Annotated in this window: 25 protein-coding genes and 3 pseudogenes; 16 read left to right on the top strand and 12 right to left on the bottom strand. The window is 62.3% G+C overall.

Features of this window, described 5'->3' with window-relative positions; translation table 11 throughout:
- Nucleotides 1–3 precede the first annotated feature (3 nt).
- Complete coding sequence (locus AC1DKV_RS21050) at nucleotides 4–1,473, top strand: aldehyde dehydrogenase (protein WP_441619927.1); 1,470 nt, start codon at nucleotides 4–6, stop codon at nucleotides 1,471–1,473.
- 217 nt (nucleotides 1,474–1,690) lie between these two features.
- Here the strand turns inward: AC1DKV_RS21050 and AC1DKV_RS21045 are convergent, their stop codons facing one another.
- Nucleotides 1,691–2,614 carry a LysR family transcriptional regulator gene (locus tag AC1DKV_RS21045; protein ID WP_441619929.1) on the bottom strand — a complete coding sequence of 308 codons (924 nt, stop codon included), beginning with the start codon at nucleotides 2,612–2,614 and terminating at the stop codon, nucleotides 1,691–1,693.
- A 346-nt stretch (nucleotides 2,615–2,960) separates the two neighbouring features.
- On the opposite strand from AC1DKV_RS21045, the gene AC1DKV_RS21040 reads away from it, so the two are divergent.
- Together AC1DKV_RS21040 and AC1DKV_RS21035 are read left to right on the top strand one after the other, a co-directional pair.
- Nucleotides 2,961–4,139, top strand: coding sequence for a CaiB/BaiF CoA transferase family protein (locus AC1DKV_RS21040; RefSeq protein ID WP_441619931.1), 1,179 nt, complete (start codon nucleotides 2,961–2,963; stop codon nucleotides 4,137–4,139).
- A 108-nt stretch (nucleotides 4,140–4,247) separates the two neighbouring features.
- A complete protein-coding gene (locus AC1DKV_RS21035; RefSeq protein ID WP_441619933.1) occupies nucleotides 4,248–5,066 on the top strand; it encodes an HpcH/HpaI aldolase/citrate lyase family protein in 819 nt (272 codons plus the stop codon).
- 48 nt (nucleotides 5,067–5,114) lie between these two features.
- Here AC1DKV_RS21035 and AC1DKV_RS21030 read toward each other — a convergent pair whose 3' ends face one another.
- Complete coding sequence (locus tag AC1DKV_RS21030) at nucleotides 5,115–5,666, bottom strand: hypothetical protein (protein ID WP_441619935.1); 552 nt, start codon at nucleotides 5,664–5,666, stop codon at nucleotides 5,115–5,117.
- A 268-nt stretch (nucleotides 5,667–5,934) separates the two neighbouring features.
- Here AC1DKV_RS21030 and AC1DKV_RS21025 point away from each other — a divergent pair, with 268 nt between their 5' ends.
- From AC1DKV_RS21025 to AC1DKV_RS21015, 3 genes and pseudogenes are all read left to right on the top strand, one after another.
- Nucleotides 5,935–6,783: an HTD2 family dehydratase gene (locus AC1DKV_RS21025; protein WP_441619937.1), complete on the top strand. Its 849-nt coding sequence runs from the start codon at nucleotides 5,935–5,937 to the stop codon at nucleotides 6,781–6,783.
- A 22-nt stretch (nucleotides 6,784–6,805) separates the two neighbouring features.
- Nucleotides 6,806–7,966, top strand: coding sequence for an acyl-CoA dehydrogenase family protein (locus AC1DKV_RS21020; protein ID WP_441619939.1), 1,161 nt, complete (start codon nucleotides 6,806–6,808; stop codon nucleotides 7,964–7,966).
- Nucleotides 7,967–8,004: 38 nt separating this feature from the next.
- Nucleotides 8,005–8,184 (top strand): annotated as a pseudogene (locus tag AC1DKV_RS21015) (CoA transferase); the annotation flags it as partial.
- Between the two features lie 98 nt (nucleotides 8,185–8,282).
- On the opposite strand, the gene AC1DKV_RS21010 reads toward AC1DKV_RS21015, so the two are convergent.
- From AC1DKV_RS21010 to AC1DKV_RS20990, 5 genes are read right to left on the bottom strand one after another with little or no spacing between them, the layout of a single operon-like run.
- Nucleotides 8,283–9,263 (bottom strand): Bug family tripartite tricarboxylate transporter substrate binding protein, encoded by a 981-nt coding sequence (locus AC1DKV_RS21010; RefSeq protein ID WP_441619941.1) that lies wholly within the window; start codon nucleotides 9,261–9,263, stop codon nucleotides 8,283–8,285.
- On the bottom strand, nucleotides 9,248–10,255 hold the full coding sequence (locus AC1DKV_RS21005) for a tripartite tricarboxylate transporter substrate binding protein (protein WP_441619943.1): 1,008 nt from the start codon (nucleotides 10,253–10,255) through the stop codon (nucleotides 9,248–9,250). Before AC1DKV_RS21005 ends, AC1DKV_RS21010 begins: the two co-directional genes overlap by 16 nt.
- Nucleotides 10,256–10,314: 59 nt before the next feature.
- Nucleotides 10,315–11,382, bottom strand: a complete 1,068-nt coding sequence (locus AC1DKV_RS21000) for a hydroxyacid dehydrogenase (protein ID WP_441619945.1) — start codon at nucleotides 11,380–11,382, stop codon at nucleotides 10,315–10,317.
- Complete coding sequence (locus AC1DKV_RS20995) at nucleotides 11,379–12,056, bottom strand: RraA family protein (protein ID WP_441619947.1); 678 nt, start codon at nucleotides 12,054–12,056, stop codon at nucleotides 11,379–11,381. The genes AC1DKV_RS21000 and AC1DKV_RS20995 overlap by 4 nt, the downstream gene beginning before the upstream one ends.
- Nucleotides 12,057–12,096: 40 nt before the next feature.
- Complete coding sequence (locus tag AC1DKV_RS20990; protein WP_441619949.1) at nucleotides 12,097–13,365, bottom strand: alpha-hydroxy acid oxidase; 1,269 nt, start codon at nucleotides 13,363–13,365, stop codon at nucleotides 12,097–12,099.
- A 122-nt stretch (nucleotides 13,366–13,487) separates the two neighbouring features.
- Here AC1DKV_RS20990 and AC1DKV_RS20985 point away from each other — a divergent pair, with 122 nt between their 5' ends.
- The 3 genes from AC1DKV_RS20985 (at nucleotide 13,488) to AC1DKV_RS20975 (ending at nucleotide 15,379) form a co-directional block, all read left to right on the top strand.
- Complete coding sequence (locus tag AC1DKV_RS20985) at nucleotides 13,488–14,390, top strand: LysR family transcriptional regulator (RefSeq protein ID WP_441619951.1); 903 nt, start codon at nucleotides 13,488–13,490, stop codon at nucleotides 14,388–14,390.
- A 134-nt stretch (nucleotides 14,391–14,524) separates the two neighbouring features.
- Entirely contained in the window at nucleotides 14,525–14,647 is a 123-nt protein-coding gene (locus AC1DKV_RS20980; protein WP_441619953.1) for a hypothetical protein, read from the top strand.
- A gap of 396 nt (nucleotides 14,648–15,043) precedes the next feature.
- Complete coding sequence (locus tag AC1DKV_RS20975) at nucleotides 15,044–15,379, top strand: hypothetical protein (RefSeq protein WP_441619955.1); 336 nt, start codon at nucleotides 15,044–15,046, stop codon at nucleotides 15,377–15,379.
- A gap of 118 nt (nucleotides 15,380–15,497) precedes the next feature.
- Here the strand turns inward: AC1DKV_RS20975 and AC1DKV_RS20970 are convergent, their stop codons facing one another.
- The 3 genes and pseudogenes from AC1DKV_RS20970 to AC1DKV_RS20960 all read right to left on the bottom strand — a co-directional run.
- The gene (locus AC1DKV_RS20970) at nucleotides 15,498–15,833 is read right to left on the bottom strand and encodes a type II toxin-antitoxin system RelE/ParE family toxin (RefSeq protein ID WP_441619957.1); all 336 of its coding nucleotides are present in this window, start codon (nucleotides 15,831–15,833) and stop codon (nucleotides 15,498–15,500) included.
- Entirely contained in the window at nucleotides 15,833–16,117 is a 285-nt protein-coding gene (locus AC1DKV_RS20965; RefSeq protein WP_029049528.1) for a type II toxin-antitoxin system Phd/YefM family antitoxin, read from the bottom strand. The genes AC1DKV_RS20970 and AC1DKV_RS20965 overlap by 1 nt, the downstream gene beginning before the upstream one ends.
- Before the next feature lie 903 nt (nucleotides 16,118–17,020).
- Nucleotides 17,021–17,203: pseudogene (locus AC1DKV_RS20960) on the bottom strand (LysR family transcriptional regulator); the annotation flags it as partial.
- Between the two features lie 66 nt (nucleotides 17,204–17,269).
- Between AC1DKV_RS20960 and AC1DKV_RS20955 the strand changes: the two are divergent.
- Entirely contained in the window at nucleotides 17,270–17,392 is a 123-nt protein-coding gene (locus tag AC1DKV_RS20955) for a hypothetical protein (protein WP_441619959.1), read from the top strand.
- Nucleotides 17,393–17,633: 241 nt separating this feature from the next.
- Here AC1DKV_RS20955 and AC1DKV_RS20950 read toward each other — a convergent pair.
- Nucleotides 17,634–17,882 (bottom strand): annotated as a pseudogene (locus AC1DKV_RS20950) (transposase); the annotation flags it as partial.
- Between the two features lie 179 nt (nucleotides 17,883–18,061).
- Between AC1DKV_RS20950 and AC1DKV_RS20945 the strand changes: the two are divergent.
- Nucleotides 18,062–18,493 (top strand): hypothetical protein, encoded by a 432-nt coding sequence (locus AC1DKV_RS20945; RefSeq protein ID WP_441619961.1) that lies wholly within the window; start codon nucleotides 18,062–18,064, stop codon nucleotides 18,491–18,493.
- A 167-nt stretch (nucleotides 18,494–18,660) separates the two neighbouring features.
- Here the strand turns inward: AC1DKV_RS20945 and AC1DKV_RS20940 are convergent, their stop codons facing one another.
- Nucleotides 18,661–19,560, bottom strand: a complete 900-nt coding sequence (locus AC1DKV_RS20940) for a LysR family transcriptional regulator (protein ID WP_441619962.1) — start codon at nucleotides 19,558–19,560, stop codon at nucleotides 18,661–18,663.
- Between the two features lie 106 nt (nucleotides 19,561–19,666).
- On the opposite strand from AC1DKV_RS20940, the gene AC1DKV_RS20935 reads away from it, so the two are divergent.
- The 5 genes from AC1DKV_RS20935 (at nucleotide 19,667) to AC1DKV_RS20915 (ending at nucleotide 24,680) form a co-directional block, all read left to right on the top strand.
- Nucleotides 19,667–20,839: a TauD/TfdA family dioxygenase gene (locus tag AC1DKV_RS20935; RefSeq protein ID WP_441619964.1), complete on the top strand. Its 1,173-nt coding sequence runs from the start codon at nucleotides 19,667–19,669 to the stop codon at nucleotides 20,837–20,839.
- Nucleotides 20,836–21,723, top strand: coding sequence for an isocitrate lyase/PEP mutase family protein (locus tag AC1DKV_RS20930; RefSeq protein ID WP_441619966.1), 888 nt, complete (start codon nucleotides 20,836–20,838; stop codon nucleotides 21,721–21,723). The genes AC1DKV_RS20935 and AC1DKV_RS20930 overlap by 4 nt, the downstream gene beginning before the upstream one ends.
- A gap of 61 nt (nucleotides 21,724–21,784) precedes the next feature.
- Nucleotides 21,785–22,753: a Bug family tripartite tricarboxylate transporter substrate binding protein gene (locus AC1DKV_RS20925; RefSeq protein WP_441619968.1), complete on the top strand. Its 969-nt coding sequence runs from the start codon at nucleotides 21,785–21,787 to the stop codon at nucleotides 22,751–22,753.
- Between the two features lie 10 nt (nucleotides 22,754–22,763).
- The gene (locus AC1DKV_RS20920) at nucleotides 22,764–23,666 is read left to right on the top strand and encodes an amidohydrolase family protein (RefSeq protein WP_441619970.1); all 903 of its coding nucleotides are present in this window, start codon (nucleotides 22,764–22,766) and stop codon (nucleotides 23,664–23,666) included.
- Nucleotides 23,667–23,726: 60 nt separating this feature from the next.
- A complete protein-coding gene (locus AC1DKV_RS20915) occupies nucleotides 23,727–24,680 on the top strand; it encodes a tripartite tricarboxylate transporter substrate binding protein (RefSeq protein ID WP_441619971.1) in 954 nt (317 codons plus the stop codon).
- Nucleotides 24,681–24,938 lie beyond the last annotated feature (258 nt).

The raw sequence follows: 24,938 nt of genomic DNA, 5'->3' as shown, positions 1-24,938 counted from the left end.
GCCATGAAGCAGTATCAAATGTTCATCGACGGGACCTTCGCGAATGCGAGCGATGGTCGTTGGTTCGAAACCCAGAATCCCTTCACCGGGAAAGCCTGGGCCCAGGTCGCTCGCGGCACGGAGGCGGACGTCGACCGCGCGGTCAACGCAGCCGATAATGCGTTCCGCGCTGGCCCGTGGGCAGAAATGACAGCCACCCAGCGTGGCGCTTTGCTGCGGAAGCTAGGAGACCTTATCGCCAGGGATGCCGAGCAGCTGGCTGAGTTTGAAGTGCGGGACAACGGCAAGTTGCTCGCTGAGATGAGCGCGCAGGTCAAGTATCTGCCGCAGTGGTTCTACTATTTCGGCGGCCTTGCCGACAAAATCGAGGGAACAGTCGTTCCGCTCGACAAGAAGGGCTACTTCAACTACACGCGGAATGAGCCCGTGGGGGTCGTGGCCGCCATTACACCGTGGAACTCCCCGCTAATGCTGTTGGCGTGGAAAATCGCGCCGGCGCTGGCCTCCGGGTGCACGGTAGTCGTAAAGCCGTCCGAATTCACTTCGGTCTCTGCTTTGGAATTGGCTCTGCTCTTCCAGGAAGCCGGCTTCCCGGCGGGGGTGTTCAATGTGGTGACGGGTTTCGGAGCCGAGGTTGGGTCGCCGCTTGTCACGCATCCACTTGTCAAGAAGGTGACGTTCACAGGCTCCGACGCCACCGGCCGCGCGATCAATCAGCAATGCGCGGCACAGTTTAAGCACGTGAGTCTGGAGTTGGGCGGCAAATCACCCAACATCGTGTTCAACGATGCAAGCATGGAGGATGCAGTTAACGGCGCTGTCTCGGGAATCTTCGCGGCCAGCGGACAAACCTGCATCGCAGGCTCGCGTCTGCTCCTGCAGGAGGATATCCACGACGAGTTCGTCGGGAAGCTCGTCGCGTTGGCGAAGACGGCAAAGCTTGGCAATCCAATGAACGCGTCGACGCAAGTTGGCCCCATCACGACGCCGGCGCAGTACGAAAAGGTTCTCGCCTATATCAAGATTGCAGCCGACGAGGGTGCAGACCTTGTGCTCGGCGGCCACCCTGCCTCTTGCGGCGATGGCTGGTTCGTCGAGCCCACCATCTTCTCCAATGTGACGCCGCAGATGCGCATCGCTCGCGAGGAAGTGTTTGGTCCGGTACTTTCGATTCTGAAATTCAAGGACGAAGACGACGCTGTCAGGATTGCCAACGACAGTTGCTACGGGCTTGGAGCCGGCGTGTGGACTTCAGATATCGGCAGGGCGTTCCGGATGGCGGAAAGGATTCAGGCTGGCACCGTGTGGGTGAATACCTATCGCGCCGTCAGCTTCATGTCCCCCTTTGGCGGCTACAAGGACTCGGGTCTGGGGCGTGAGAACGGAATTGATGCCATCCGCGCGTACCTCCAGACAAAGAGCGTGTGGATTAACACAGGCGCCCGTTCAGGGAATCCGTTCACTATTCGTTGAGTCGTGGCCTGCGCGGATGCTTGCGCCGCGCAGCGCCCGTATTTCCGGCGGTTGATAAGCTGCCTTCGGCTGCACCAGGGCGAATAGGTGCCGCGGCGCCTGCCAAAGAACGTGATGACAAAAAGCGGAATCTCACTGGATTTCGCTTCCACTGGGCGTCAGCCGAATAGGGAGCTTCGCCCCGGAGTGCTGCAGTCGGTTGATACCCAATTGCCGCTCATGCAACGCGTCCACACGGACTACCCCCCGCGGCCTCCGCGACTTTGATGAGTTCGTCGATAAGGGCCTTCGCGCAGCCAGGAAGCCCCTCCAGATCCCGGGCAATCACTACGCGCTCGCGTATGGCCCACGGTTCATCGAGTTCCAGAATTTCCAGCTTCATCGTCTGACGATGGCGGAGAGTCGTCGATAGCGGAAGGATGCCAATGCCAACCCCGGCTTCTATCATGCGGCACATGGCCTCGAAACTACGAACCTGAATTCGAATTTGCAGCTTGCGGCGCTCGTCGCGGACGAGGTCGGTAAGGAACGCGTGAAGTGTGCTTCCTTCATGCATGCTTACATGCTCATACTCTAGTGTGTCAACAAGCGAAACGTTCGACCTTTCCAGCAGGGGGTGCCCGACAGGCGTCACCAACACCAACTTGTCCGTACTGAAATGGACGACCTCGAGCCCCTCCGGGTTTAGCGGCCCAGAGATGATTCCCAAATCGGCGCTGGCGTCCAGCACCCCTCGAATAATGTCGCGCGTCTGGCGCTCCTGGAGGTCCACTGTGACTGCCGGTCGCTCTGCCATGAAGCGGGCAAGCACCTCAGGCATGAATTCCGTGACTGCGGTTGTATTCGCGAAGATGCGTATATGGCCGACCGAATCCTTCGAGAATTCCTCAAAGTCACTGCGCACGTGTTCGAACTGGCGCTCGATGACCCGCGCATGTCGAAGAAGACGTTCACCCGCGGGAGTGAGGGCCAGCCCCTTGCTTTCACGATAGAAGAGCCGGGTTCCCAGCTGGTCTTCCAGCGCCTTAAGTCTCGCACTAGCCGCAGCGGGGGACAAAAATGCCTTTTTCGCCCCGCGAGACAGGTTTTCCTCCTCGGCGATGCGTGCGAACAGTCGGAGGTCGGCGAAATCAAAGTGCATAAAGTACTCCTTCAGCATAACTGTATCAAGGCGTCACTTTTGTCGCAAAGGATGTTTTTAGGAACACCTGCCAGGCGTGGGTGGTAGTGCTCCCAGGCACTGCTTTCGGTGAGGCCGAACGAGTGGTTCGAGAATTCGAGATTTACCGTAGGTCACCGTGCTGCGAGACTAGTCCCAAGCGCAGGAATGCAAATATTCCGAGATGTAGCCGATACCTGCCGGTAAAGCAGGATGCGCCGGCATCGCGTGGCGAGTCCTGATTTAATAAGCGGCTGCCGTGCACCAGATTCTCTTGCCCGTTCCCGCTGCGGTGGGCTAGGCGAGGTACTTTCTTACTAAGGCTGCTATGCGTCCCCTTGATGGCATCACCGTTGTTTCTCTAGAACATGCAATTGCCGCCCCCTTTTGCACCCGCCAGTTGGCCGACCTAGGGGCTCGGGTCATCAAGGTCGAGCGGCCGAAAGTTGGCGATTTCGCCCGGGGTTACGACGAGCGGGTGGATGGCATGTCCTCGCATTTCGCCTGGACGAATCGCTCGAAGGAGAGTCTTGCTCTGGACCTCAAGCACCGCGAAGCGCCCGCCATCCTCCAGAAAATCCTCGACAAGGCCGACGTGCTTGTCCAGAACCTTGCCCCAGGTGCTGCTGACCGACTCGGCCTCTCCTACGAGGTGCTGTCGCAGCGGTACCCAGGCATCATCGTCTGTGACATCTCAGGGTATGGCAATGATGGCCCCTATCGCGACAAGAAGGCCTATGACCTGCTCATCCAGGCGGAGTCTGGATTTGTTTCTATCACCGGTACGCCTGAGAGCCCATCGAAAGCGGGTTGCTCCATTGCCGACATTGCGGCTGGCATGTACGCGTACACCAACATCCTGGCCGCATTGTTGCAGCGTGGAAAGACCTGCAGGGGTGCGCATATCGACGTCTCGATGCTGGAGAGTATGGTCGAATGGATGAACTATCCACTCTATTACGCTTTTGACGGGGCCACGCCGCCTCCGAGGGCAGGCGCATCGCATGCCACCATTTTTCCCTACGGCCTGTTCACGGCCGGTGACGGAAAGACCATCATTCTCGGTCTCCAGAACGAGCGCGAATGGGATGCCTTCTGCCGGGTTGTCCTGGAACAGCCTGCACTTGCCACGGACGAGCGGTTTGTCTCGAATTCACTCCGTGCCAAGAGCCGTGTGGCGCTTACGGAAATCATCACCGCTGCATTTTCCTCGCTGACTATCGATGCGGTCGTGGAGCGCCTGGAGCGCGCGCAGATTGCTAACGCGCGCATGAACGATATGAAGGATGTCTGGAATCATCCGCAACTCAAGGCGCGGGAGCGCTGGACGTCGGTCCAATCACCGGTAGGGGTCATTCCCGCATTGCTCCCACCCGGGATTCCGCAATCTTTCGAGCCGCGGATGGATGCGATCCCCGCGCTTGGCCAGCACAGCGAGAACATTCTTCGTGAACTCGGCTACACCAGTGATGATGTCGCCCGCTTGACCAGCGAAGGCGCAATCTGACGTCATGCTCTGCCGCGAACTGACGCGGCCCACTCAATTCGCTCTGCCTCTTCACGCCTCGTTCGGGAGGGAGGGGGCATGCGCGCGTGCTCACTGGAATCTGACCAAATGGCAACCATCACCTCTGCTCGTTCCTATCTCTTTGTGCCGGCCAATCGCCCCGAGCGCTTTGCCAAGGCCCACGCCTGCGGCGCAGATATGGTGATTCTTGACCTTGAGGATGCCGTTTCTGCTGAGGACAAGGACCGGGCCCGGCACCTCCTGGCGGACTACCTGGCAACCGGCGGCTCTGGAATGGTACGAATCAACGCGACGCAGACGCAATGGTTCGAGGGCGACGTCCGTGTGTGTCGCGAGGGCGGAGTCCGTGGCGTCGTTCTGCCGAAGGCGGAAAGCGCGGCAGATGTTGCGCTGGTGGTGAGGCATCTCCCTCCGGGCGTCAAGGTTCTCCCGCTTGTCGAGACCGCCAAAGGCATGGCCAATGTGAGCGAGATTGCTGCTGCGTCCGGGGTAGAGCGACTTGTATTCGGAACCGTGGATTTCCGGACTGAGCTTGGCATCGAGGGCGATGACGAGGAATTGCTCTACTTTCGTTCAATGCTCGTCTTAGCCTCGCGGGCTGCGGGGATTGCTTCGCCAGTGGATGGGGTGACGGTATCCATCTCCGATGTGGATGAACTGCGCAGGGCGAGTGAGCGCGGTCGGCGGCTGGGATTCGGGGCAAAGCTCTGTATCCATCCCGCGCAGGTTTCTGGGGTGAACGACGCCTATCGGCCTACCGCAATTCAGTTGGACTGGGCGAAGAAGGTTCTCGCGCGAGCCAAGACCAGCCCGGGCGCCTTCCAACTCGACGGAGAAATGGTAGATGCACCGGTCATCATGCGCGCGTCGGACCTGCTAAGGCAGGCCGGCGAGCAGCCGGATTGAAGGCATCCATCTTGTCTTTCACGCGCACTCCGCATTGCATTCTAGGAACTACAGTCCATCGTCTCTCAGGCGTGCGGCTGTCTGGAGCGAGACGCCAAACCAATCGTAGAACGACGCTTCCAGGTCGCCTTTGCTACCCCAGCCCACTCTGTCACGCAGGTCCGCGACGGAGAGCTCGAACTGTATCGACTCGAACAGCGCGCGCATGAGACGTTGCGTCCGGCATATATGCGTGAAGGCCATGCCTTGCGTGAACAGAGCGGTCCGGATCCGCTCGGGCGTCGTGCTCAGCGCATGAGCAACCGTGTGCGCATTCCAGTTCTCCTGCGGATGGTGAAAGACCGTTCCCGAAATCATGTCCCGCAGAAGCGGCGCCCATGAGGGTGTTTCCGCGCCTGGGTGCGATGGGCCCAGGGCAATTTCCTTTGGGTTCCCATCGGCGAGTTCCAGATAACAGCTGGACGCGAAAAACACGCTGCCGCCGAGTTGCAGGTCGATGGATTCGAAAGCTGGAATGTCGATAGCACGGTCCGTTCGCATAGTGCGCGAAAAGCCGCGTCGCGTAAGGACATGTTCGCCGTGACAGGAGGTAATCCGCATGGGAAATGCCGGCACGAGTCTGTGGAGCGCCACTCGGGAGCGACAACGAATCTGGACGCGCATGGGGTTTGCTGAGTCGGATGGTTTGAGCCAATCTTGGCCACAGTTTCGCGCTACGTAAATCCGATTTTTCCGAACGCGCCATTCGGATAAGCGCATGCTCGATGTTTTCTGTGCAGCCGAAAGGCTCGTTCCGAACTTGCGAATGGGAAGTTGCCTGTAGCCCGTGCATAGTGGGAGCCTAGGAAAACAGACCGAAGAGACGTTCATGGACACTGCCAAGCTGAAGGAGTGGGTCGGTAATTCAACCGAGTCCCACGACGAGATAACCGCGTTCCCCGTCAAGGCGCTCTCCGCGACCGTGGACCGTGAAGACCCCGCACCGGTTCCCGGAGACGCACTCGCCCCTCTCTGGCATTGGCTGTACTTCTTGCCGTTGCACAGGCAGTCGGAGCTGGGCGTTGACGGCCATGCCAAGCGAGGCGGCTTCCTGCCGCCGGTGCCGCTGCCGCGACGCATGTGGGCTGGCGGGCGGTTGCGGTTTCATCAGCCCCTGCGCGTAGGTGAGACGGTATCGAAGAAGTCCACCATTCTGGACGTGAATGCCAAAACAGGGCGGACGGGGTCGCTGGCCTTCGTTACCGTGGAGCACCAGTATTCCGGGGCGCAGGGTCTTGCGGTGACCGAAGAGCATGACATCGTCTACAGGGAAGAAGCCTCGCCAAATGCGACGGGTCCGGAGCCGGTTGCTGCGCGTACCGACGAAGACTGGTCTCGCGAAGTGGTGCCAGACCCAGTGCTGCTGTTCCGATTCTCCGCCCTGACCTTCAACGGTCACAGAATTCACTATGACCACCCGTATGTGACTGCTGTCGAGCACTATCCTGACCTCATTGTGCACGGCCCGTTGTTAGCCGTGCTGCTCCTTGACCTGGTGCGCAGGAACTTGCCTGACGCCACGGTCAGCAGTTTCTCCTTCAAGGGAGTTCGCCCCACCTTCGTGCCCCAGCGTTTTTACGTCTGCGGGAAGCGAAGCGTGGACGGGAAGTCTGTTGAACTGTGGATTCGCCAGGATGGCGGTGCCCTTGCGATGACTGCTACTGCCGAACTTGGCTAAACGAACTTACAGGGAGACTGTCGTGCTGAACAAAGTCGATGAACATCAAGAAATCCGCGAAGCTATCCGCGATTTGTGTGGTCAGTTCTCTTCGGAGTACTTCCGCAAGATTGACGAAGTCCGGGGTTATCCGGAAGAGTTCGTCAATGCACTGACGACCGCCGGCTGGCTAGCTGCTCTGATTCCCGAGGAGTACGGCGGGTCGGGTCTCGGCCTGACGCAAGCGTCGGTCATCATGGAAGAAATCAACCGCGCCGGGGGCAACTCCGGCGCGTGCCACGGGCAGATGTACAACATGGGTACGCTCCTGCGCCATGGCTCGGCAGCGCAAAAGAAGGAATACCTTCCGAAGATTGCGAGCGGAGCATTGCGCCTGCAATCGATGGCCGTTACGGAGCCGACGACCGGCACCGATACGACAAAAATCAAGACTACAGCGGTGCGTAAAGGCGACAAGTATGTCGTGAACGGGCAGAAGGTCTGGATTTCGCGTGTCCAGCACTCCGACCTCATGATTCTGCTGGCGCGGACCACCCCGTTGGCGGAATGCAAGAAGAAGTCAGAAGGGATGTCCATCTTCCTCGTGGACCTGCGCGAAGCCATTGGGAACGGCATGACGGTCCAGCCCATTATCAACATGGTCAACCATGAGACCAATGAGCTCTTCTTCGACAATCTGGAGATTCCGGCGGAGAACCTCATCGGCGAAGAGGGCAAGGGGTTCAAGTACATCCTGGATGGTCTGAACGCCGAACGTACGCTGATTGCAGCTGAGTGCATCGGTGACGGCTACTGGTTCATCGACAAGGTGACCAAGTACGTCAACGAGCGCGTGGTGTTCGGTCGCCCCATCGGCCAGAATCAAGGCGTCCAGTTCCCCATCGCCAAGGCATTCGTCAATGTGGAGGCGGCAAGTCTCATGCGCTTCAAGGCTGCCAGGCTGTTCGACGAGCATCAGCCCTGCGGCGCGGAAGCTAACATGGCCAAGCTGCTGGCAGCCGATGCATCCTGGGAAGCCGCCAACGCCTGCTTGCAGTACCACGGTGGCTTCGGCTTCGCCGCGGAATACGATGTAGAGCGCAAGTTCCGCGAGACGCGTCTTTATCAAGTTGCGCCGATTTCGACAAACCTTATCTTGTCGTATGTCGGCGAACACATTCTTGGCATGCCAAGGTCGTTCTGACAAACGAAGGGGGCTCGGATGCCGAGTCCTCCTGCTAACTTGCGGCTCGCGAATGCAATGACGGCGAAGGCCAGGTGGTGGAGGTCGCGCTGTACGAGTTGGTGTTCAACATGATGGAGAGCCTCGTGCCGGAGTTCCCGGCATTTGGTGCAGTTCGCCAGCCAGCAGGCAGCAGTCGTCCCGGAATTGCACCGGGCAACGCGTACCGATGTCAGGATGTCCGACGCCGAGCGCCAACTCTCGGTTGGCTGGCTCGCCGGCGAGGGACGCGGCGTCAACGCCGGCGTCCCAAGCCATTCCCATTGTCGAGTCTTCTCTAGTCCGCCTTTGCCCCGGAGATGCGAACTTGTTCTGCAGCGATAGGCATCTGCTTCTTGACGAAGGTCCAGTACGCATCGACACCCATCGGCTCGACTGGCAATGAGCCTTGCTCCGAGAACTGCTTTTGAAGCTCAGGGTCTCGCAATGCTTGGTTCAGCGCAGCGTTTAGCTTCTCCAGCGCCGGCCTTGGCGTGTTCGCTGGCGCCACCAACCCGTACCAGGAATCGGTATAGAACGCCTTCACACCGGCTTCGTCGAAGGTTGGCACGTCGGGAAGCGCTGGCAGTCGCTGGTGCGCGGCAACAGCAAGCGGACGAACCTTGCCAGAGCGGATGAAGGGAAGCGCTCCCGTCGTGATGACGAAGTCGACTCGGCCGGCCATCAGGTCGGTCATTGCAGGGGCGGTGCCTTTGAACGGGATGTGTGCTATGTCGACGTTGGCCAGCTTCCTGAACACCGCGCCCGCGAGATGCTGGCTTGAGCCGACACCGCCTGAGCCGAAGTTCAGCTGACCAGGCTGAGCGCGCGCCTTTTTAATCAGTTCCTGGACAGAGCGATAGGGAGAGTCTTTGGGAACGAGCATCACGCCCGGTGAGGTCGTAATCAGGCCAATCGGCGCAAAGTCCTTGATCGGGTCGTGGTTCAGCCGGCTGTAAAGCGCGGAATTCAGGCCGTGCGAGGCGACCGTGGCAAGCATGATGGTGCTGCCATCCGGTTTCGCGCGAGAGGCGACATCCGTGCCGATGTTGCCGCCCGCCCCCGCACGGTTGTCGATGACGATGGACTGCCCCAGCGCCTTGGACATTTGCGCAGACACCAGACGGGCAACGGCGTCCGAGGGGCCACCCGCAGGCCATCCGACGACCATGGTAATCGGGCCGGGCGGCAACGCCGTCTGCGCCAACAAGAGAGTGGACCAGGCGAGTGTCGCGGAGCCAGCCGCTGTCCGGAGAAGCCGACTTACATTTCCTGCCATGGCATCTCCTTCCACAGTTGACGGAAGCCCGCCTCACCTCGCTCGAGTTCAGCGCCATACGCGGCAGGACCAAGGTAGCGCAGCGGTGCAAACATGGCATCGGCTTGCTGCTTGAACTGCGGGTCCGCGGCAACCTTCGCCATGGCGGCGACAAGCTTCTTCCTTACCGGTTCCGGCAGGCCCTTGGGCGCGGCGAGCCCGCGCAAGGATGCCAGCTCGATGTTGTAGCCCTGCTCGCGGAAGGTTGACACATTGGGCGCAAGTACCGCGCGTGCAGCTCCCATCTGTCCCAGGAACTTAAGTGGCGTGCCACCCTTCTGGTACGCCAATGCCTCGCCCACATTGATGGCGCCAATCGTAATCTGTTGACCAGTCAGGGCGCCACGGACTTCGCCGGCGCCCTTGTAGCCCACGTGCGTCATCTTTACGCCGGAAGCCTTTTCAAACAACAGCATGGCGAGATGGTCGTCTGAGCCCACGCCCGTGGTGCCTACAGTGACCGCGCCCGGGTTCGCCTTGGCGTACTTCACGAGCGTGGCCAAAGAATCGATGTTGCTGGACTGGCTGACGGTGAATGCGCCCGGGTCGTCCACCAGGTTGCCGATGAGGTCGTAGCTCTTCCAGGTGAACGTTGTCTTGCGCTCAATCGGAATAGTCAGCAGGTTCGGCGTGTTGATGAAGCCGATGGTGTAGCCGTCCGGTGCGGCGCGTGCCAGTTCGGCAAAGCCAATGGCGCCACCCGCGCCTGGCTTGTTCTGGACCACAATGGTTGCGCCTAGCTCCTTCTCGAGATGTCGTGCAAGCAAGCGGGCAACCAGGTCGGTGCCGCCGCCAGGAGCGTACGCGACAATCATCTCGATTGGGCGATTCGGCCATGGTGCGGCTTCGGCCCTGGCTGCGACTGGCGCCAGAGCGCCAACCATGCCGGCGAGCGAGCACGCAGCCAGGAGGACGGATAGACGCCGACGACGGGAGTCGGGAGTGGGATGCATGGGTTTGGTCTCCTCGCCGGCCCTCATGAAGCCGGCGTATTGTTGTGGCTATTGCTTAGTCAGTTGGCGGCAGCGAGCAAGGCGGCCTCTATCCGTTGCCTCGCTCTGGGCCAGACTTCGGGATTCACAAGGCGCTCGGGCTTCTCGCCTGTTGCGAGCAGCTCCACGATTTGCGTGGCGGCCAACGTCGCGTTCCTGCGACGAGCGTCATGCGTTACTCCGGCCGTGTGGAAGGTGGCAACGACGTTCTCAAGGGTCAGGAGCGGATGGCCTGGCGGTGGCGGTTCCTGGTCCCAGACGTCCAGACCGGCTCCGGCAAGATGGCCGCACGACAACGCGGCATATAGGGCCTGTTCGTCGTGGATGCCGCCACGCGCCGTACTGACGAATATGCTTCCACGGCGCATTGTCGCGAAGGTGTCGGCATTCATCATCCCCAGGGTGCTGGCGTCCCGGGGACAGTGCAGTGAAACAATGTCAGCGGTGCGCAGCAACTCGCCGAAGGAGACAAACTCGGCGCCTCGCCTGGCCATCTCCGCACTATCGAGAAGGGGGTCATAGCCAATCACGCGCATGCCGAAAGCACGGCCAAGTGCTGCAGCACGACTTCCTGCATGTCCGACCCCGACCAGACCCAGCGTGCGCCCGCGTAGTTCGTGGCCCATCAGGTCTTCGCGGCTTCCTGTGCCATGCGCTTTCATGCGGCGGTCGGATTCGGCGATGCGTCGCATGACGGACAACATCAATCCCATTGCCATTTCAGCCACAGAATCGGCGTTTCCGCCGGCCTGGTTCATCACGGCAACGCCCGCCGCCGTGCAGGCATCGATGTCAATCGTGTCGCAGCCGGACCCGCTTGATGACACCGCGATGAGATTCGGGCAACGCGCAAGCAGTTCCGCGGTAACGAACCAGCGTCGGGGCAGTTCGTCCTTGGCGGCCGTAATCTGGTACACGTGTGCCTGAGACAGGCGTGCCCAAGCCTCGTCGTCGGCGCCTTCGCGTTGGCATGTGTGCAGACTGACGCCTGGGTGTTCGCCCACAATCCGGTTAAAGGCGGGGTCGAGCCAGTAGTCAAAGCGCACTACCTGACGCTGCCCTTGAATTGTTGTGATGGACTGGCTCACAGTACCCCCTTGTCAACCAGCGAGCGGTCCACCCAGGCGCGGTCCGCGCGGCCCTGTGCAATCGATTCAAGAATGCGGGCTTCGGTTCGCTGTACCTCTTCCACGTGGACCGCTATCGCTTCGGCTTCTTCGGCGGGAACCACCAGCAGTCCATCACCATCGCCAATAATCAGGTCGCCAGGTCGGACCACCATGCCGTCGATGGAGACCGGTACGTGGAGCTCACCCGGACCATCCTTATAGGGGCCACGGTGCGAGACACCGCGCGCGTAGACAGGCAGTGGCTCCTTGCCAATCGTGTCACTGTCGCGAATCAAGCCATCGATGACAAAGCCGGCGGCTCCGCGCGAGATTGCGAGCGCAAGCATGATCTCGCCGATGATGGCATTGGGTCCCACGCCACCCGCATCTACTACGATAACGTCACCAGGGCCAGAGAGGTCAATCGCCTTGTGGACCATGAGGTTGTCGCCCGGACGCGTGCGAACGGTAAGCGCTCGTCCGACCAGGTTGCCATCGCGGCGGTGAAACGGGCGCAGCTGACTGGTTCCGGTCGTGCGGCTCATCGCGTCGCTGACATTGGCGACGGGGAAATTCCGGTACCGTTCCATCAGCGAGGAACTGACAAGGTGTGCGGGACGCGGGTGGATGCGAAAACCATGCGGCGAAGTCATTGTTCTGTCTCCTGTGTCGGCCGTGAAGGGCCTGTTGGAATCAATTGGAAGTTGCAACTCGGTTAAGAAGGGGGCGCTGGATGCAATGCGCATCAACATCTGTCACGCGAGTGATGCCCAGCATGGCCAGGTCGCGAGAAATCTCGGCTCGCATCAGGTCGATGCCATGTGCAACGCCATGGCGGGAACCGACCGTCGCCGCATAGGCGAACGGTCGTCCAATGAAAACGCAGCGGGCACCCAGGGCGAGTGCCTTGATGACATCGGTGCCGCGACGCACGCCACTGTCGAGCATCACAGGCAGTTGCGGGACAGCCTCGACGATTTCAGGCAGGGCTCGCATTGAAGCGATGGCGCCATCAAGCTGTCTGCCACCGTGGTTGGACACGATGATGCCGTCGACGCCGTGCTGATGAGCGAGGCGCGCATCTTCTGCGGTCAGGATGCCCTTGACGACTAGCTGCCCCCGCCAGCGGCGACGGATGGTCGCCAGGTGGTCCCAGGTGAAATGGGCGCGGTCCGAGAAATCCCGCAGCACGTCGCGCGAGACGATGGGTGCACCGCGGTGGGCGTAGGCGTTCTCGAAGTGCGGCACGCCGTGGCGCAGCAGGGTTCGGGCGAAGGTGCCGAGCAGCCAGCGCGGATGGGTGATTCCTTGCCAGGCAAGGGCTGCACTAGGCCGTAGCGGCGTGGAAAAGCCCGCGCGTGCGTTGTTTTCGCGGTTGCCCGCCACGGGCGTATCCACTGTGATGACGAGGGTCTCGACCCGGGCCGCTTCAACCCGCGCAAGCAGGCCTTCGATGTGGCGCATGTCACCGGGCAAGTAGGCCTGGAACCAGGTCCCTGGAGCGGCTTCCATGACCTCTTCGAGCCGAATCAGGGACGAACCGCTCATGATGGCCGGCACGGACGCCTGGCAAGCTGCCTGGGCCATGATGACGTCCCCGCGGTACGCGAACAGCGCGGAGATGCCCATGGGTGCGAGACCGAATGGCGCGGCATATCGCTGGCCGAACAAGGTTAAGCTCAGGTCCCGCGTAGAGACGCCGACCAGCACGCGTGGTCGCAGTGCGATTTCCTCGAACGACCGTCGGTTCTGACCCAGGGAGATGTTGTCCTCGACCGCGCCGCTTACGTAGGCGTACAGCGGCTTGGGCAGCCGCTTGCGAGCCAGCGGCTCGAAGTCCTTCAGCGACAACACCTGCTGCTTCAGCCAGGCGATGTCGTGGTCACTTGCTTCAACCGTATCCTTGCCACCGGGTTGAAGTGCAGTAGTCTGTGCGGCCTCGTCGAGGGGAGCGGCTGACATGGGAGCGATTCCTATAGGTTGGAGCAAATCTAACAACCTGCACGCAACGATAAAAGCGAAAAATAACGAAGATATAATTTCGCTTTTTGGAAAATATCGACCATCGGTCGTTGGGACTTGCCATGACGCTTAAGCAACTCGAAGCTTTCTACTGGGCGGCAACCTGCGTGAACTTCACGGTGGCGGCGGAGCGCGTCCACCTGTCGGTCTCGTCTCTCTCAAAACGGATTGCCGAGCTGGAGGCGTCATTGGGCGTAGCGCTGTTCGACCGCAGCGGGCGAAGCGCCGAGCTGACCGTCCAGGGCGAGCAGATGCTGCCGCAGATTCGCGCGATGCTGCACGCCGCCGCAGAGTTGCGGCAATCGGCGGGGCAGCGTCAGGGCTTGATTGGACGATGCCGTATCGGCTTGGGCGAGTTGAGCGGACTTACCTGGTTGCCCAAGCTCGTGCGTGAAGTGTCGTCACGCCACCCGGGCCTATTGCTGGAGCCCCATCTCGATATCGGGCAGGTCCTTGAGCAGCGCCTCCATGACGGGGAGCTGGATATCGGCGTTCTCGCCGGGCCGTCCACCCGCAGCAGCTTGGCAGCCGAGAGGATTGGTCAGGTGGACTTTGCGTGGGTCGCTAGCCAGTCGTTCCTCCAGATGGCCGGCACTGACGAACCGCGGGTGCTCATGGGAGCGCAGACGTTGCTGACGCTCCCCGTTGGTGCCGGGGGGACGAGAGTGCTCGACCAATGGCTGGCGCGCCGTGGGCTCATGGTCGGGCGGCGCCTGATGTGCAATAGCTGGGGCGCTGTCGTTGGAATGCTGGTTGAAGGGCTCGGTTTCGGATTCGTTCCGAGGTTGTGGGCTGACGCACTTGTCGAACGGGGAGCACTCCGAATCTTGCCGGATAGCGACGCTCTGGAGCCGCTTCACTATGCAGTGCAGTGGCGCCGTGATGACACCCGGCCGTTGATTCTGGCGATGCGCGAGATTGTCCGTGGCGTAATCGATTTCCAAGCTCCACGTTGTTTCGTCTAGGCACAGTGCTTGCCACATCTGAGCACGGTAATTCCCGGTGGTGAAAAGGGTTCTGAAGAGACTCTCTTCATGACCAGCGCCACTTCGAGTAGGAACTGGGGCCGGCGGACCTGAGCGGCGTCACGGTTCTCGCCATGCACGAGTTTGCCATTCAGAATGGACGCCGCTACGCCACGGTCATTGGCGAGCGGTCGAGCAAGCGGGTGCTGTGGGTGGAGCATGGGCGTTCGCGCGAGGACATCCGCCCAATTCTTTGATCGGCGCGGCCCTGACGGATGTGCCCGGCTACGTGCAGCGGTCATGAATATGAATACAGCCTGCGAGCTCGAGACCGGATCAAGGTGGTCAAGCGCGTGGCCTACGGCTTCCAGGATGACCACTACTTCTTTCTCACGATGCAGGCGGCCTTCCCTGGTATTCGGTGATGAACACCCTGCTGGTGCGGCAGGCTCGGACCGCGAGCACACTTCCGTGACCTCGCAGAAACGGGTACGCATTTCCCAGGCCGAAGCCTCTCGATCCTTTAGCGCCAAAGCCGAATTTACCTCACCGCAGCATGGGCAACGCTTTGAGCTAGGAAAGAAGCGATCCGCCGTCACTAGCGTTGTCCCATACCACACGCTCTTGTTCGATCTGGCGACGAATCTCGCCGAATGCCACGTCGAGAAAGGCGCGGTTCAGGTCAGCTTTTTGACGGTCATTTCTTCCCGGTGAAAGTCGGCGAATACGCCATCACCGTTGGAGACGGCATTGTGATGGTAAAGCGCAAGGGCAGCAGCTGTCGGTTGACGGTAGCCAAAGTGCTTGGCACGGTGAACGCCGACGGCGTGGAAGTGCTATGCCTGGATCGACTGGTGCATAACCACTACGAGTCCGAGATGGATGGCTGGCATGTGGGCGGCGCCGTGGCGACGCTTCTGTCGCGCCCAATCGGCCCCGTCCTGTTGAAAGCCCCACTAAATTCGTCGTTTTTCGACCGGCCCAACTAGGGTGATTGGCCTTTGCCTTGGCTAGTTGAAAAAGAGAGCCTCACCGTTCTGTAGCGGTGAGCCTTCGACTCAGGGAAAATAATCCATACCAACCGATCGCGACGCCGATCGTCTCTTCTCACACATGCAGGATGATCTTTTGCAGCAGGGCAGTTAGATCCCGACGCTGATCTATGATCAAGTGCACATAAATGGTGTCGTCCCTGACTTCATAGATAATTCGATTCTTTCCGCAATGCACTTCGCGGAACCTGTTCGCGGTTAGCCCACTGAGTTCATCGACAATGTGACCGAATTCCGGAAACTCCCGGATGCGAGTTATGGACGCCTGGATCTGAGCATATGAGTCTTCCCAGACGGTCATTCCAAATGCGTCCACAACGTAGCGGCGCACCCGCCTCAGTTCGGCTTTACCGCTGTCGAGAAGCTTCGCCCGCAGCAATTTGGAGGCCATCAGCGCCGCTTCTCTTGTCGGTCCAGTTCGTCCAGTTCTGCGAACACATCATCGATGTCGGAAAACTTTTCCTGCTCGATCTGCTTTTGCCCAAGGGCCAGGATCTTCAGCAGGGCCAATGTCTGCCGGTCGGATTCGTAGCTGCGTACGTCTTGGACAACAAGCTTGGCTTCGCCGTTTTGGGTGATGATTAACGGTTCACCGGATTCAGCGAGGTCCTTGACGATCTGTGCGGCTTCACTCTTGAGATAGCTGATCGGCTTGACGTGATCGGCGATTCGCATCGCACGGCTCCTGTGGATGGCATGGGTAGACCGAATATAGTCCATTAACAGTCTTCCGTCAACTTCGCCCGCCCCCCTGTACCCTGCCGCGCAACCGAGGGCGACCATGATCTCGGAAGGCGACTGCGCGCTCAGTACATTCCGCAGGAAGTTGTCCGGACACTGCTGTAACGCCTACCGCTGGGGGAGCGGCGATATAGACGGCGACCCGCCGTGTCCGAGCCACATGAGTCATTGAGCCTACGTTCCAATGTTGGATTGGCCTGCAAGCGACCGCTCACCGGCGCTTCGTTCCAGTACAGGCTCGTTATCGACAAAGCGACCGATCTTTCGTAATGGAACGTGACGGGTCTTCCGGGCTTGTCTATCCGGTTCGGCCACCAGCCGAGAAGGCATGCCGATCAACGTCCAACTGGTGTCTGGTCGGCAGGCTGAGTCGACGATTCGTCACCTCGCCTCGCTACTCGAAAGCGTTAGCGATTTCCGCGTCTCAACTGCGCGGTGAAAATATGCCGCCCGCTCACTCCCAATTAGCGGCAGATTTCGCGTTGGTTTCTCGCGGGCGCGCCGCGACCGGCTGGAAATGTGCCGCTTAAGCACTTCGATGGCTACTGGCGCGTCGTGACGCGCGCGAGCAGCAGTCCTCCACGCCTGGTAATTTGTTCGGCCGAGATTTCGCCGCCGCTGTGAACGAGGGCATCGAAGCGAACAAGGCGATAGCCCGTGCCGGGAATATCACGCCGTAGTGAAGTTATTGGGGATGAGCAGACGTCACGCGTACCTGGTGCGCGGGAGTCTCGCTCTGCGCTGACGACTGGCGTCATAAGACCGGTTTCAGCCATTCCGCGCGGTGTTTGTCAGCCGCCGGTCCAGAATATCGCATCACTATCGTTGTTGCGCCTGTCATGCCGTCCCGCGCAGCAAGCGCCCGGCAAATCGGGGCTGCCGCAACTTCTCCAGCCACCACTGCAGTGCGCGTCCTTCTCGATCACTGCGCCACGCGACATACGACACGGTCGGCTCGCGCGGATCGGTCGTCATCTTCTCCACAAGTTCGCCACTTTCCAGCAAAGACGCAACGCGGTGGAGGTGTTGGAGGATTATCGTCCCCAACCCGACCCTATCCGTGTGCTTTATCCCAGCAAGCGACACATGTCCCCACGCATCCGGGCCTTCATCGATCTGTTGGTGGAGCGCTGGGACGCTGGCGTACCGTGGGAATCGCTGCTGGATAAGCGAGCAGACCTGTCGCAAACCGGAGATTTCGCGCGCTGATGAGCATGTTTCTGCGCCGCCGCCGTGCAAACACGGCAGACAACGCCAAGCGAATGATTGCGCCTGTCCAATGGCGCGCATTTAAGTGATTTTAACGTAACTTGGATGGCACGGCGCGATGTTGAGGGGGAAATACTAGAACCAGTTGCGCCCTCACTTTTCAGGCCCGTGACCGCTCACCAGATGTGCGGGAAGCCCCGGAGTTTAGTCCGGTGTCGAGAGCACGGACGCCGCAGGCGTCCTAGTAGGGCGCTTGCTGTTCCTCAATGTATTGCCGAAGGATATCTATCGGCGCACCGCCGCACGATGACGCGATATAGGAAGGCGACCACAACACGCCCCGCCGCTTCAGCCACAGATGAAAGTCTCCAAACTGCTGTCGGAGCATACGTGATGACACGCCCTTCAGCGACGCGACGAGATTCGACAGCGCCACCTTCGGCGGGTAGCCGCCGCCCCCTATGCCGATCAAGACCTTGATTTGATCATCGGAAGCTCGGCGGACGAATGGCCGAGGCCGGGAACCGCCGGTCGCCGCGGTTTGCCGATGTCTAGCCTCCGTCATCCAAGCCCGAAATGGCGTCCTATGGTAAGGTTGGCCGGGTGAGTTCATGGACTTCAACTGGTGACGCATGGACCGCATCTATGTGATGCTGGGAGTGATGCAGCGTGAGTGATGCGAAGCAGGAAACGCGGCGGACGCTGCGGACCGAGAGAGTTGCAATCAGCAGGGCTTTGCGCCTGAGCGTGCCGCCAGAGGCCAGGCCTGCACCGGTCAACCGGAAAGACTGGCTGCGGCAGAGGAAAGAGCAATTGCAGGCTGCCCGTGCCGCTGCCAAGCAAAGGCGCGATCTGCTAAGAGCCGAAATCATGTCGGCCGTGCAGGATGTTGTCCGGGAGGAACGCGCTGCTGCGCGGCTAGAAGCCGAACGCCTGAAGGCGGAAGCCAAGGCCGCGCGGACCTACGCGCGCGAGGGCGCTCGCGCCGCCGCCAAGTTTGAGCGCGGCCAACCAACCCGCCCGGCGCCCAAACGAAAGACGCTTTCCAATGAGAAACGCAAGCTGGTCTCATACACCGATCTGTTGCGGATGCTTGGGTGACCTGGCGGAAGTTCGACGGGGCGGACTACCGATCGATTTCATGGAAAGCGGCGTCGATCTCGTGATCCGACTCGACGCCTTGTCAGAAAAGCGGCTGAACGCGCGGTAGACCTGTCGAAATGGCGGGGACCCTAAGCGGACATTCATGAGACGGGTCCCGGCGCGCCTCAGTGCCGCCCGGCCACCTGCTGGCGCTGGTAGGCACCCAGCGTCAGCCGCATCGCATCGCGCACCGCCTCCACCGAGCGGTTATCGTCATCGCCCTTGCGCGTCACCATCGACAAGGTCAGCACCGGCGCCGCGCGGCCCAGCCGTACCAGGCGCACGGGGTAGTTCTGCACCAGCGTGGGATCGGGGCCCTGCAGGATCGACACCCCCAGCCCCCCGCTGACCATTGCCACGATGGCCGGCGCACTGTCGAATTCCAGGGTGCCGCGGATCTCGGACACGTGCGCATGCACGAATTGCGCCGCCATCGCGCCCGAGACGGTATTGCGGTCATAGCGGATCCAGTCGTACAGGCGGAACAGGGACGCCACGTTGGTCTCGGTCGCGCCGGGCGGTGCAATCATCACCAGCTCGCGCCGCAACATTGGCGTCCAGCGCAGCCGGGCCGAGCCGCCCGATGGCGGTTGCGCCACCAGTGCTGCATCGATATCCCCGGCCTTGACCGAGGCCGTGAGCGTGCTGCTGCGCCCGCGCACCAGGCGCAGTTCGAGCCGGGGATGGCGCTCCCGGACATAGCGCACGATGCCGGGCAGCACGATCGGCTGCAGCGATTCGATGACCCCCAGCCGCACCACGCCTTCCACCACGAGCCCGCCGCCGGCCCGCAACGCCTCAAGGCCTTGCAGCGCCTGGCGCAGGGTGTCGGCCACCTCGTGGGCAAGCTGGTTCGGCCGCGCCTGCAGCCCGGAGCGATCGAACAGCGGCTTGCCCAGATACAGCTCGAGCTGCTTCATCTGCATGCTGACGGCGCTTGGCGTGACGTTGGCCTGGCGGGCTGCGCCCGCAAAGGTGCCAGTCTGCAGCACCGCCTCAAGGGTATGGAAGGTCTCAATCTTCATCAAAAACTCTTACGAAGAAACTCAAATATGTTCGCTTTTCTAATGATAGGCGACATCGATAGACTGGCTTCCAACGTCACGCACACAAACGGAGGAGACCCCAGACATGTCAGCCATCGCCACATCCCAACGCCCTCTGCCCTGGACCGCCCGCCAGGCCCGCGAAGACCGTAGCTGGATCCTGCGCATGACCGAGGCCGAGATCCAGGGCATGCGCGACGCGCTCGACCATGCCAGGGCGCTGGGCAAGCCGCTGCTGGACATGGAACAGGCCGACTTCCCGCTGAACGAGGCCGCGCGCGGCGTGCTCGAGCGGGCCATCGACATCACGCAGGGCGGCTGGGGCATGTGCCTGGTCAAGGGTTTCCCCGTCGACGAGTGGAACGAGGAAGAAGCGCGCCTGGCCTATTGGGGCATGAGCCTCTACATGGGCGTGGGCCGCACGCAGAACCGCGCCAGCCAGTTCATGAACGACGTGCGCAATGAGGGCGGCGAGTACAAGGTCAAGGGCGGTCGCGGCTATAACACCAATGCCGGGCTCGACTTCCACCAGGACTCCTGCGATGTGGTGGGCCTGCTGTGCCGCCGCACGGCCAGGTCCGGCGGCACCAGCAAGGTGATCAGCTCGATTGCACTGTATGAGGCAGTGCAGCGGCGCCGCCCCGACCTGATCCCGGTGCTCAAGGGCCCGTTCTTCCACAGCTACCAGAGCACACAGGATCCGTCGCAGCCACCGTACTACCGCTGCGCGATCTTCGGCAGCCATCCTGAATTCTTCTCGGCGCGCACCAACCGCAAGAACACCGTCGCTGCCCAGCGCGACTTCCCGGAACTGCCGCGCCTGACGCCGGCACAGGTCGAGGCGCTGGACCTGCTCGACGAACTGATGCCCAGCGACGAGCTCTGCTTCACCATGGAGCTGGAACAAGGCGACATGCAGCTGCTGAACAACTACGTCACGCTGCATTCGCGCACGCCGTTCGAAGACCATGACGAGCCGGACCGCAAGCGTCACCTGTTCCGCCTGTGGCTGGCCGTGCCGGGCTCGCAACCGCTGCCCGAGGACTGGAAGGAGTACTACGGCGACGTGCGTGCCGGATCGGTGCGCGGCGGCGTGCGTGGCAGCGCCATCACGCAGGCCTTCCTGGATTACGAGAAACGTCAGGCGGCCGCGCTCGGCATGCTGTTCGAAACCTGGCGTCCGCAACTGATTCAGGAAGACATGGCACGCATCCTGGCCGGGCAGGGTGCCAGCGCATCCGAGGCAGCTGCCGCATGAACGCCGCCGCCAAGCCTGTGCCTTCGCTGAAGGAGCGCCTGCGCCGGCGCGAGCCGGTGCTGGCGCCGGGGGTCTACGATGCGCTCAGCGCACTGCTGGCCGAGCAGGCCGGTTTCGAGGCGCTGTATCTGTCGGGTGGCGCCGTCGCCTACACCCTCCTGGGCCGTTCCGACGTCGGCCTGACCACCGCCACCGAGACCGCAGACGTGCTGGCGCGCATCACCGATCGCGTGTCGCTGCCGGTGATCGTGGACGGTGACACCGGCTACGGCAACGCGCTCAATACGCAACGCACCGTGCGCGCCTTCGAACGCGCCGGCGCCGCGATGATCCAACTGGAAGACCAGGGTTTTCCCAAGCGCTGCGGCCATCTGGCCGGCAAGTCGCTGGTGCCGGTGCGTGAAATGTGCGGCAAGCTGCGGGCCGCGCTGGACGCGCGCCATGATGAAGGCACGCTGATCCTCGCGCGCACCGACGCGGTCGCCGTAGAAGGCCTGGACGCCGCCATCGAACGCGCCGAGGCCTACCTCGCCTGCGGCGTGGATGCGCTCTTCATCGAAGCCGTGGTGTCGGCCGGCGATATGGACAGCGTCTGCGGCCGCTTCGCCGCGCGCGTGCCGATGCTGGCCAATATGGTCGAGGGCGGCAAGACGCCGATCCAGAGCGCGTCGGAGCTGGGCGAGCGCGGGTACCGCATCGTCATATACCCGGGCGGCACCGTGCGCTTCGCCTCGCACCAGTTGCAGCGCTACTTCGCCGGGCTCAGGGCCGACGGCAGCACGCGCGCCTTCATGGAGGAAATGAACGACTTCGACGCACTGAACCGGCTGATCGGCACGCCTCAACTACTCGATGCCGGCCGCCGCTATGCGGAGGACGACTGACCCATCCGGGCCGTCCCGCCGCACCCATTACCAGACCCAGAACGACATTGGGGGAGACAATATGACCAACCGCCTGCACGCTTTCCTTGGCGCCATGCTCTGTGCGGTCGCCGCCACCGCGGCCGCCGCCTACCCTGACAAGCCCATCAAGCTGGTCGTGCCGTTCCCGCCCGGCGGCAATATCGACGCCACTGCGCGCATCGTCGCCGCCGGCCTGTCCGAATCGCTCGGCCAGACCGTGGTGGTGGAGAACCGCGCCGGCGCCGCCGGCCTGGTCGGCGCGGAATCGGTGTCGCGCGCCGCGCCCGACGGCTACACCGCGCTGCTCGCGTCCACCGGTGCGCTGGCTCCGCTCAAGGCCTTGAATCCCGCCGCCACGCTGACACCCGAGCGCGACCTGGTTTCGGCAGGCCCGATTGCGCGCGCACCGCTGGTGCTGGTAGTCAGCCCCAAGGTGCCGGCCACCACGCTGGCCGGCTTCATCGCCTATGCGCGCTCGCGGCCTGGCAAGCTGACGCTGGCGACTGCCGGTGTTGGCACCGCCGCGCACCTGACCGGTGAATACTTCCAGAAGCAGAGCGGCACAAAACTGCTGCACGTGCCCTACAAGGGCAGCAGCCTCGCGGTGGCCGACCTGCTCGGCGGCCACGTCGACCTGACCTTCGACCAGCTCGCCTCCACCCTGACACAGATCCGCGCCGGCAAGCTCAAGGCGCTGGGCGTGACCACCGCGCAACGCTCTTCGCTGATGCCGGACCTGCCCACGCTGGCCGAAGCCGGCCTGCCCGGCTTCGAGGCCGCCACCACCACCGGACTGATGTTCCCCAAGGGCACGCCGCCGGAAGTGCTGGCACGGGTCAACGCGGCGCTGCAGAAGACGCTGGCGCGCGACAGTACGGCCAGGCAGTTCCGTGAGCTTGGCGCCGACGTGCAGGCTGGCCCGCCTGCGGACTTCGACAAGACGCTGCGGCAGGAGACTGCCAAATGGAGCCAGGTGATCGGCGACGCCCATATCACCGTGTCGAACTAGGAGGGGCTGTATGACCGAGACAATCGACACGCAGCCGCCGGTCTGCCTGCCACCGCGCGTGCAGGTATCGCGCCCTGCGCTGGTGCTGCCGCCCGGGTCAACCGACTGCCACTGCCACGTCTACGACGATCCGCGCATCTATCCGCTGGTGGCGCAGCGCTCGTACACGCCCGCGCCCGCCACGCTGAATCAATACCTCGCGATGTGCCGGCTGGTCGGCCTGACGCGCACGGTGCAGGTCAGCGCCAGCGTCTACGGCGCCGACAACCGGCTTACGCTGGACGTCATCCCGGCGATCGGCCAGCAGCGGGCGCGCGGCGTGGCCGGGCTCCATCCCGACATTACCCCGGCTGAGATCGAGGCCCTGCATGCCGGCGGCATGCGGGGCGTTCGCGTCTCCACGCATGTGAAAGGCTATGGCGGGACCCAGGCCATCGCCCATTTCGCCGAACGGATCCGCCCATTCGGCTGGCACGTGCAGGTGCATGTGCTGCATGCCGACGAGATCGCCGAACTGGAGCCGCAGCTGATGCGGCTGCCGGTGCCGCTGGTGTTCGATCACATGGGCTGCGTGCGTGGCGCGGAGGGCCCGGGCAACCGTGGTTTCCAGGCCATGCTGCGGCTGCTGCGCGAGCGCGACGACTGCTGGACCAAGATCTCGAGCTGGTATCGCCGCTCCGACGCCGGCCCGGGGCATGCCGACATGGCCCCGATCGTCGCCGCGCTGGTCGAGACCCGGCCTGACCGCCTGCTGTTCGGCACTAACTGGCCGCATCCGGCGCTCAATGCGCCGCAGCAGGTGCCCGACGACGGTGCGCTGATCGATGAATTCACCGGCTGGGTGCCGGACGCCAATGTCCGCCGCCGCATCCTGGTGGACAACCCGGCCCTGCTGTACGGATTTCCTGACTGAACCGCGCGCACAAGCGATCCCCCAATCGCAAGACGATAACGAGAGAAACGGAGACAAACCATGCAACGACGCGACTTCCTCGCCCTGCTGGCCGCCGGTGCGATGCTGCCCGCCAGCCTGCGCGCCGCGCCAGCAGTCACCAAACTGCTGGTCGGCGCGACGCCGGGCGGCGGCACCGACCTGGTGGCGCGCGCGCTGGCCGCCGAACTGGAACAACGCAGCAAGCATGCCTTCATCGTCGAGAACCGCGGTGGCGCGGCCGGCAATATCGCCGCCACGGCGGTAGCCAAGGCCGATCCGGACGGCAGCACGCTGCTACTCTGCTACACCAGCCATGCGATCAATCCGGCGCTGTTCGACAAGAAGCCATTCGATCCGCTCAAGGACTTCACGCCGATCTCGTTGATTGCCACCTCGCCGCTGCTGCTGGTGTCGCGGCCTGACCTGGAGGTGAAGAATGTGCGCGAGCTGATTGCGCTGGCCAAGTCCAGGCCCGGCAAGCTCAGCATTGCCGTGGCCGGCATTGGCAGCGCCAACCACCTGGCTGGCGAGATGCTCAAGCACGAGGCCGGCATCGATCTCGTCAGCGTGCCCTACAAGGGCGCGGCACCCGCCGTGGCTGACGTGGTGGCCAGCCAGGCGGACCTGCTGCTGGGCAATGTGGCCACGGTGCAGCCGCTGTTGCAGGCCGGCAAGGTCAAGGGGCTGGGGGTCAGCAGCCTGAAGCGGCTGCCCGCGTTCCCGCAGTTGGCTCCGATTGCCGACGTGGTGCCGAACTTCGAATATAGCTCGTGGTATGGCTTGCTTGGCCCTGCCGGCATGCCGGCGGACCTGGTGGCGCAACTCGAGAAATCGGTACGTGCCGCGGTGGCGTCGCCGGCGATGCGCAAGCGGCTGGCCGGCGAAGGCCTGACGCCGGTGGGCAACGACGCCGCCCAGTTCACGCAGTTCCTGCAAGGCGAGATCGCGCGCTGGGCCAAGGTGGTTGCCGTCACCGGCGCACACATGGGCTAAGCGCGGAAGGAAACGGGGCTGCGCCGGATCACGGCGCGGTCCCCCAAGGAAACGGGACGTGCGCGCCCATTCGGCCCCTCAGTCGCTCGCAGCGCCCCACCTGTCCCACCGTTCGGGCAGCGGTGCCTTCTTGCTGCGCCTGCGCTAGCGACTGGGGAGTAGGCATGCATCTGAGATATGCGTGACCTCGACGGGGTGATCGAATTCGTCGGCCACCATCGCGAGGACGACAGCAAGCTCGAGTCTGCGCGGGGAGGT

Source organism: Cupriavidus sp. 05T41, from assembly GCF_056396525.1.
This window is presented reverse-complemented; position numbering and strand designations above follow the sequence as displayed.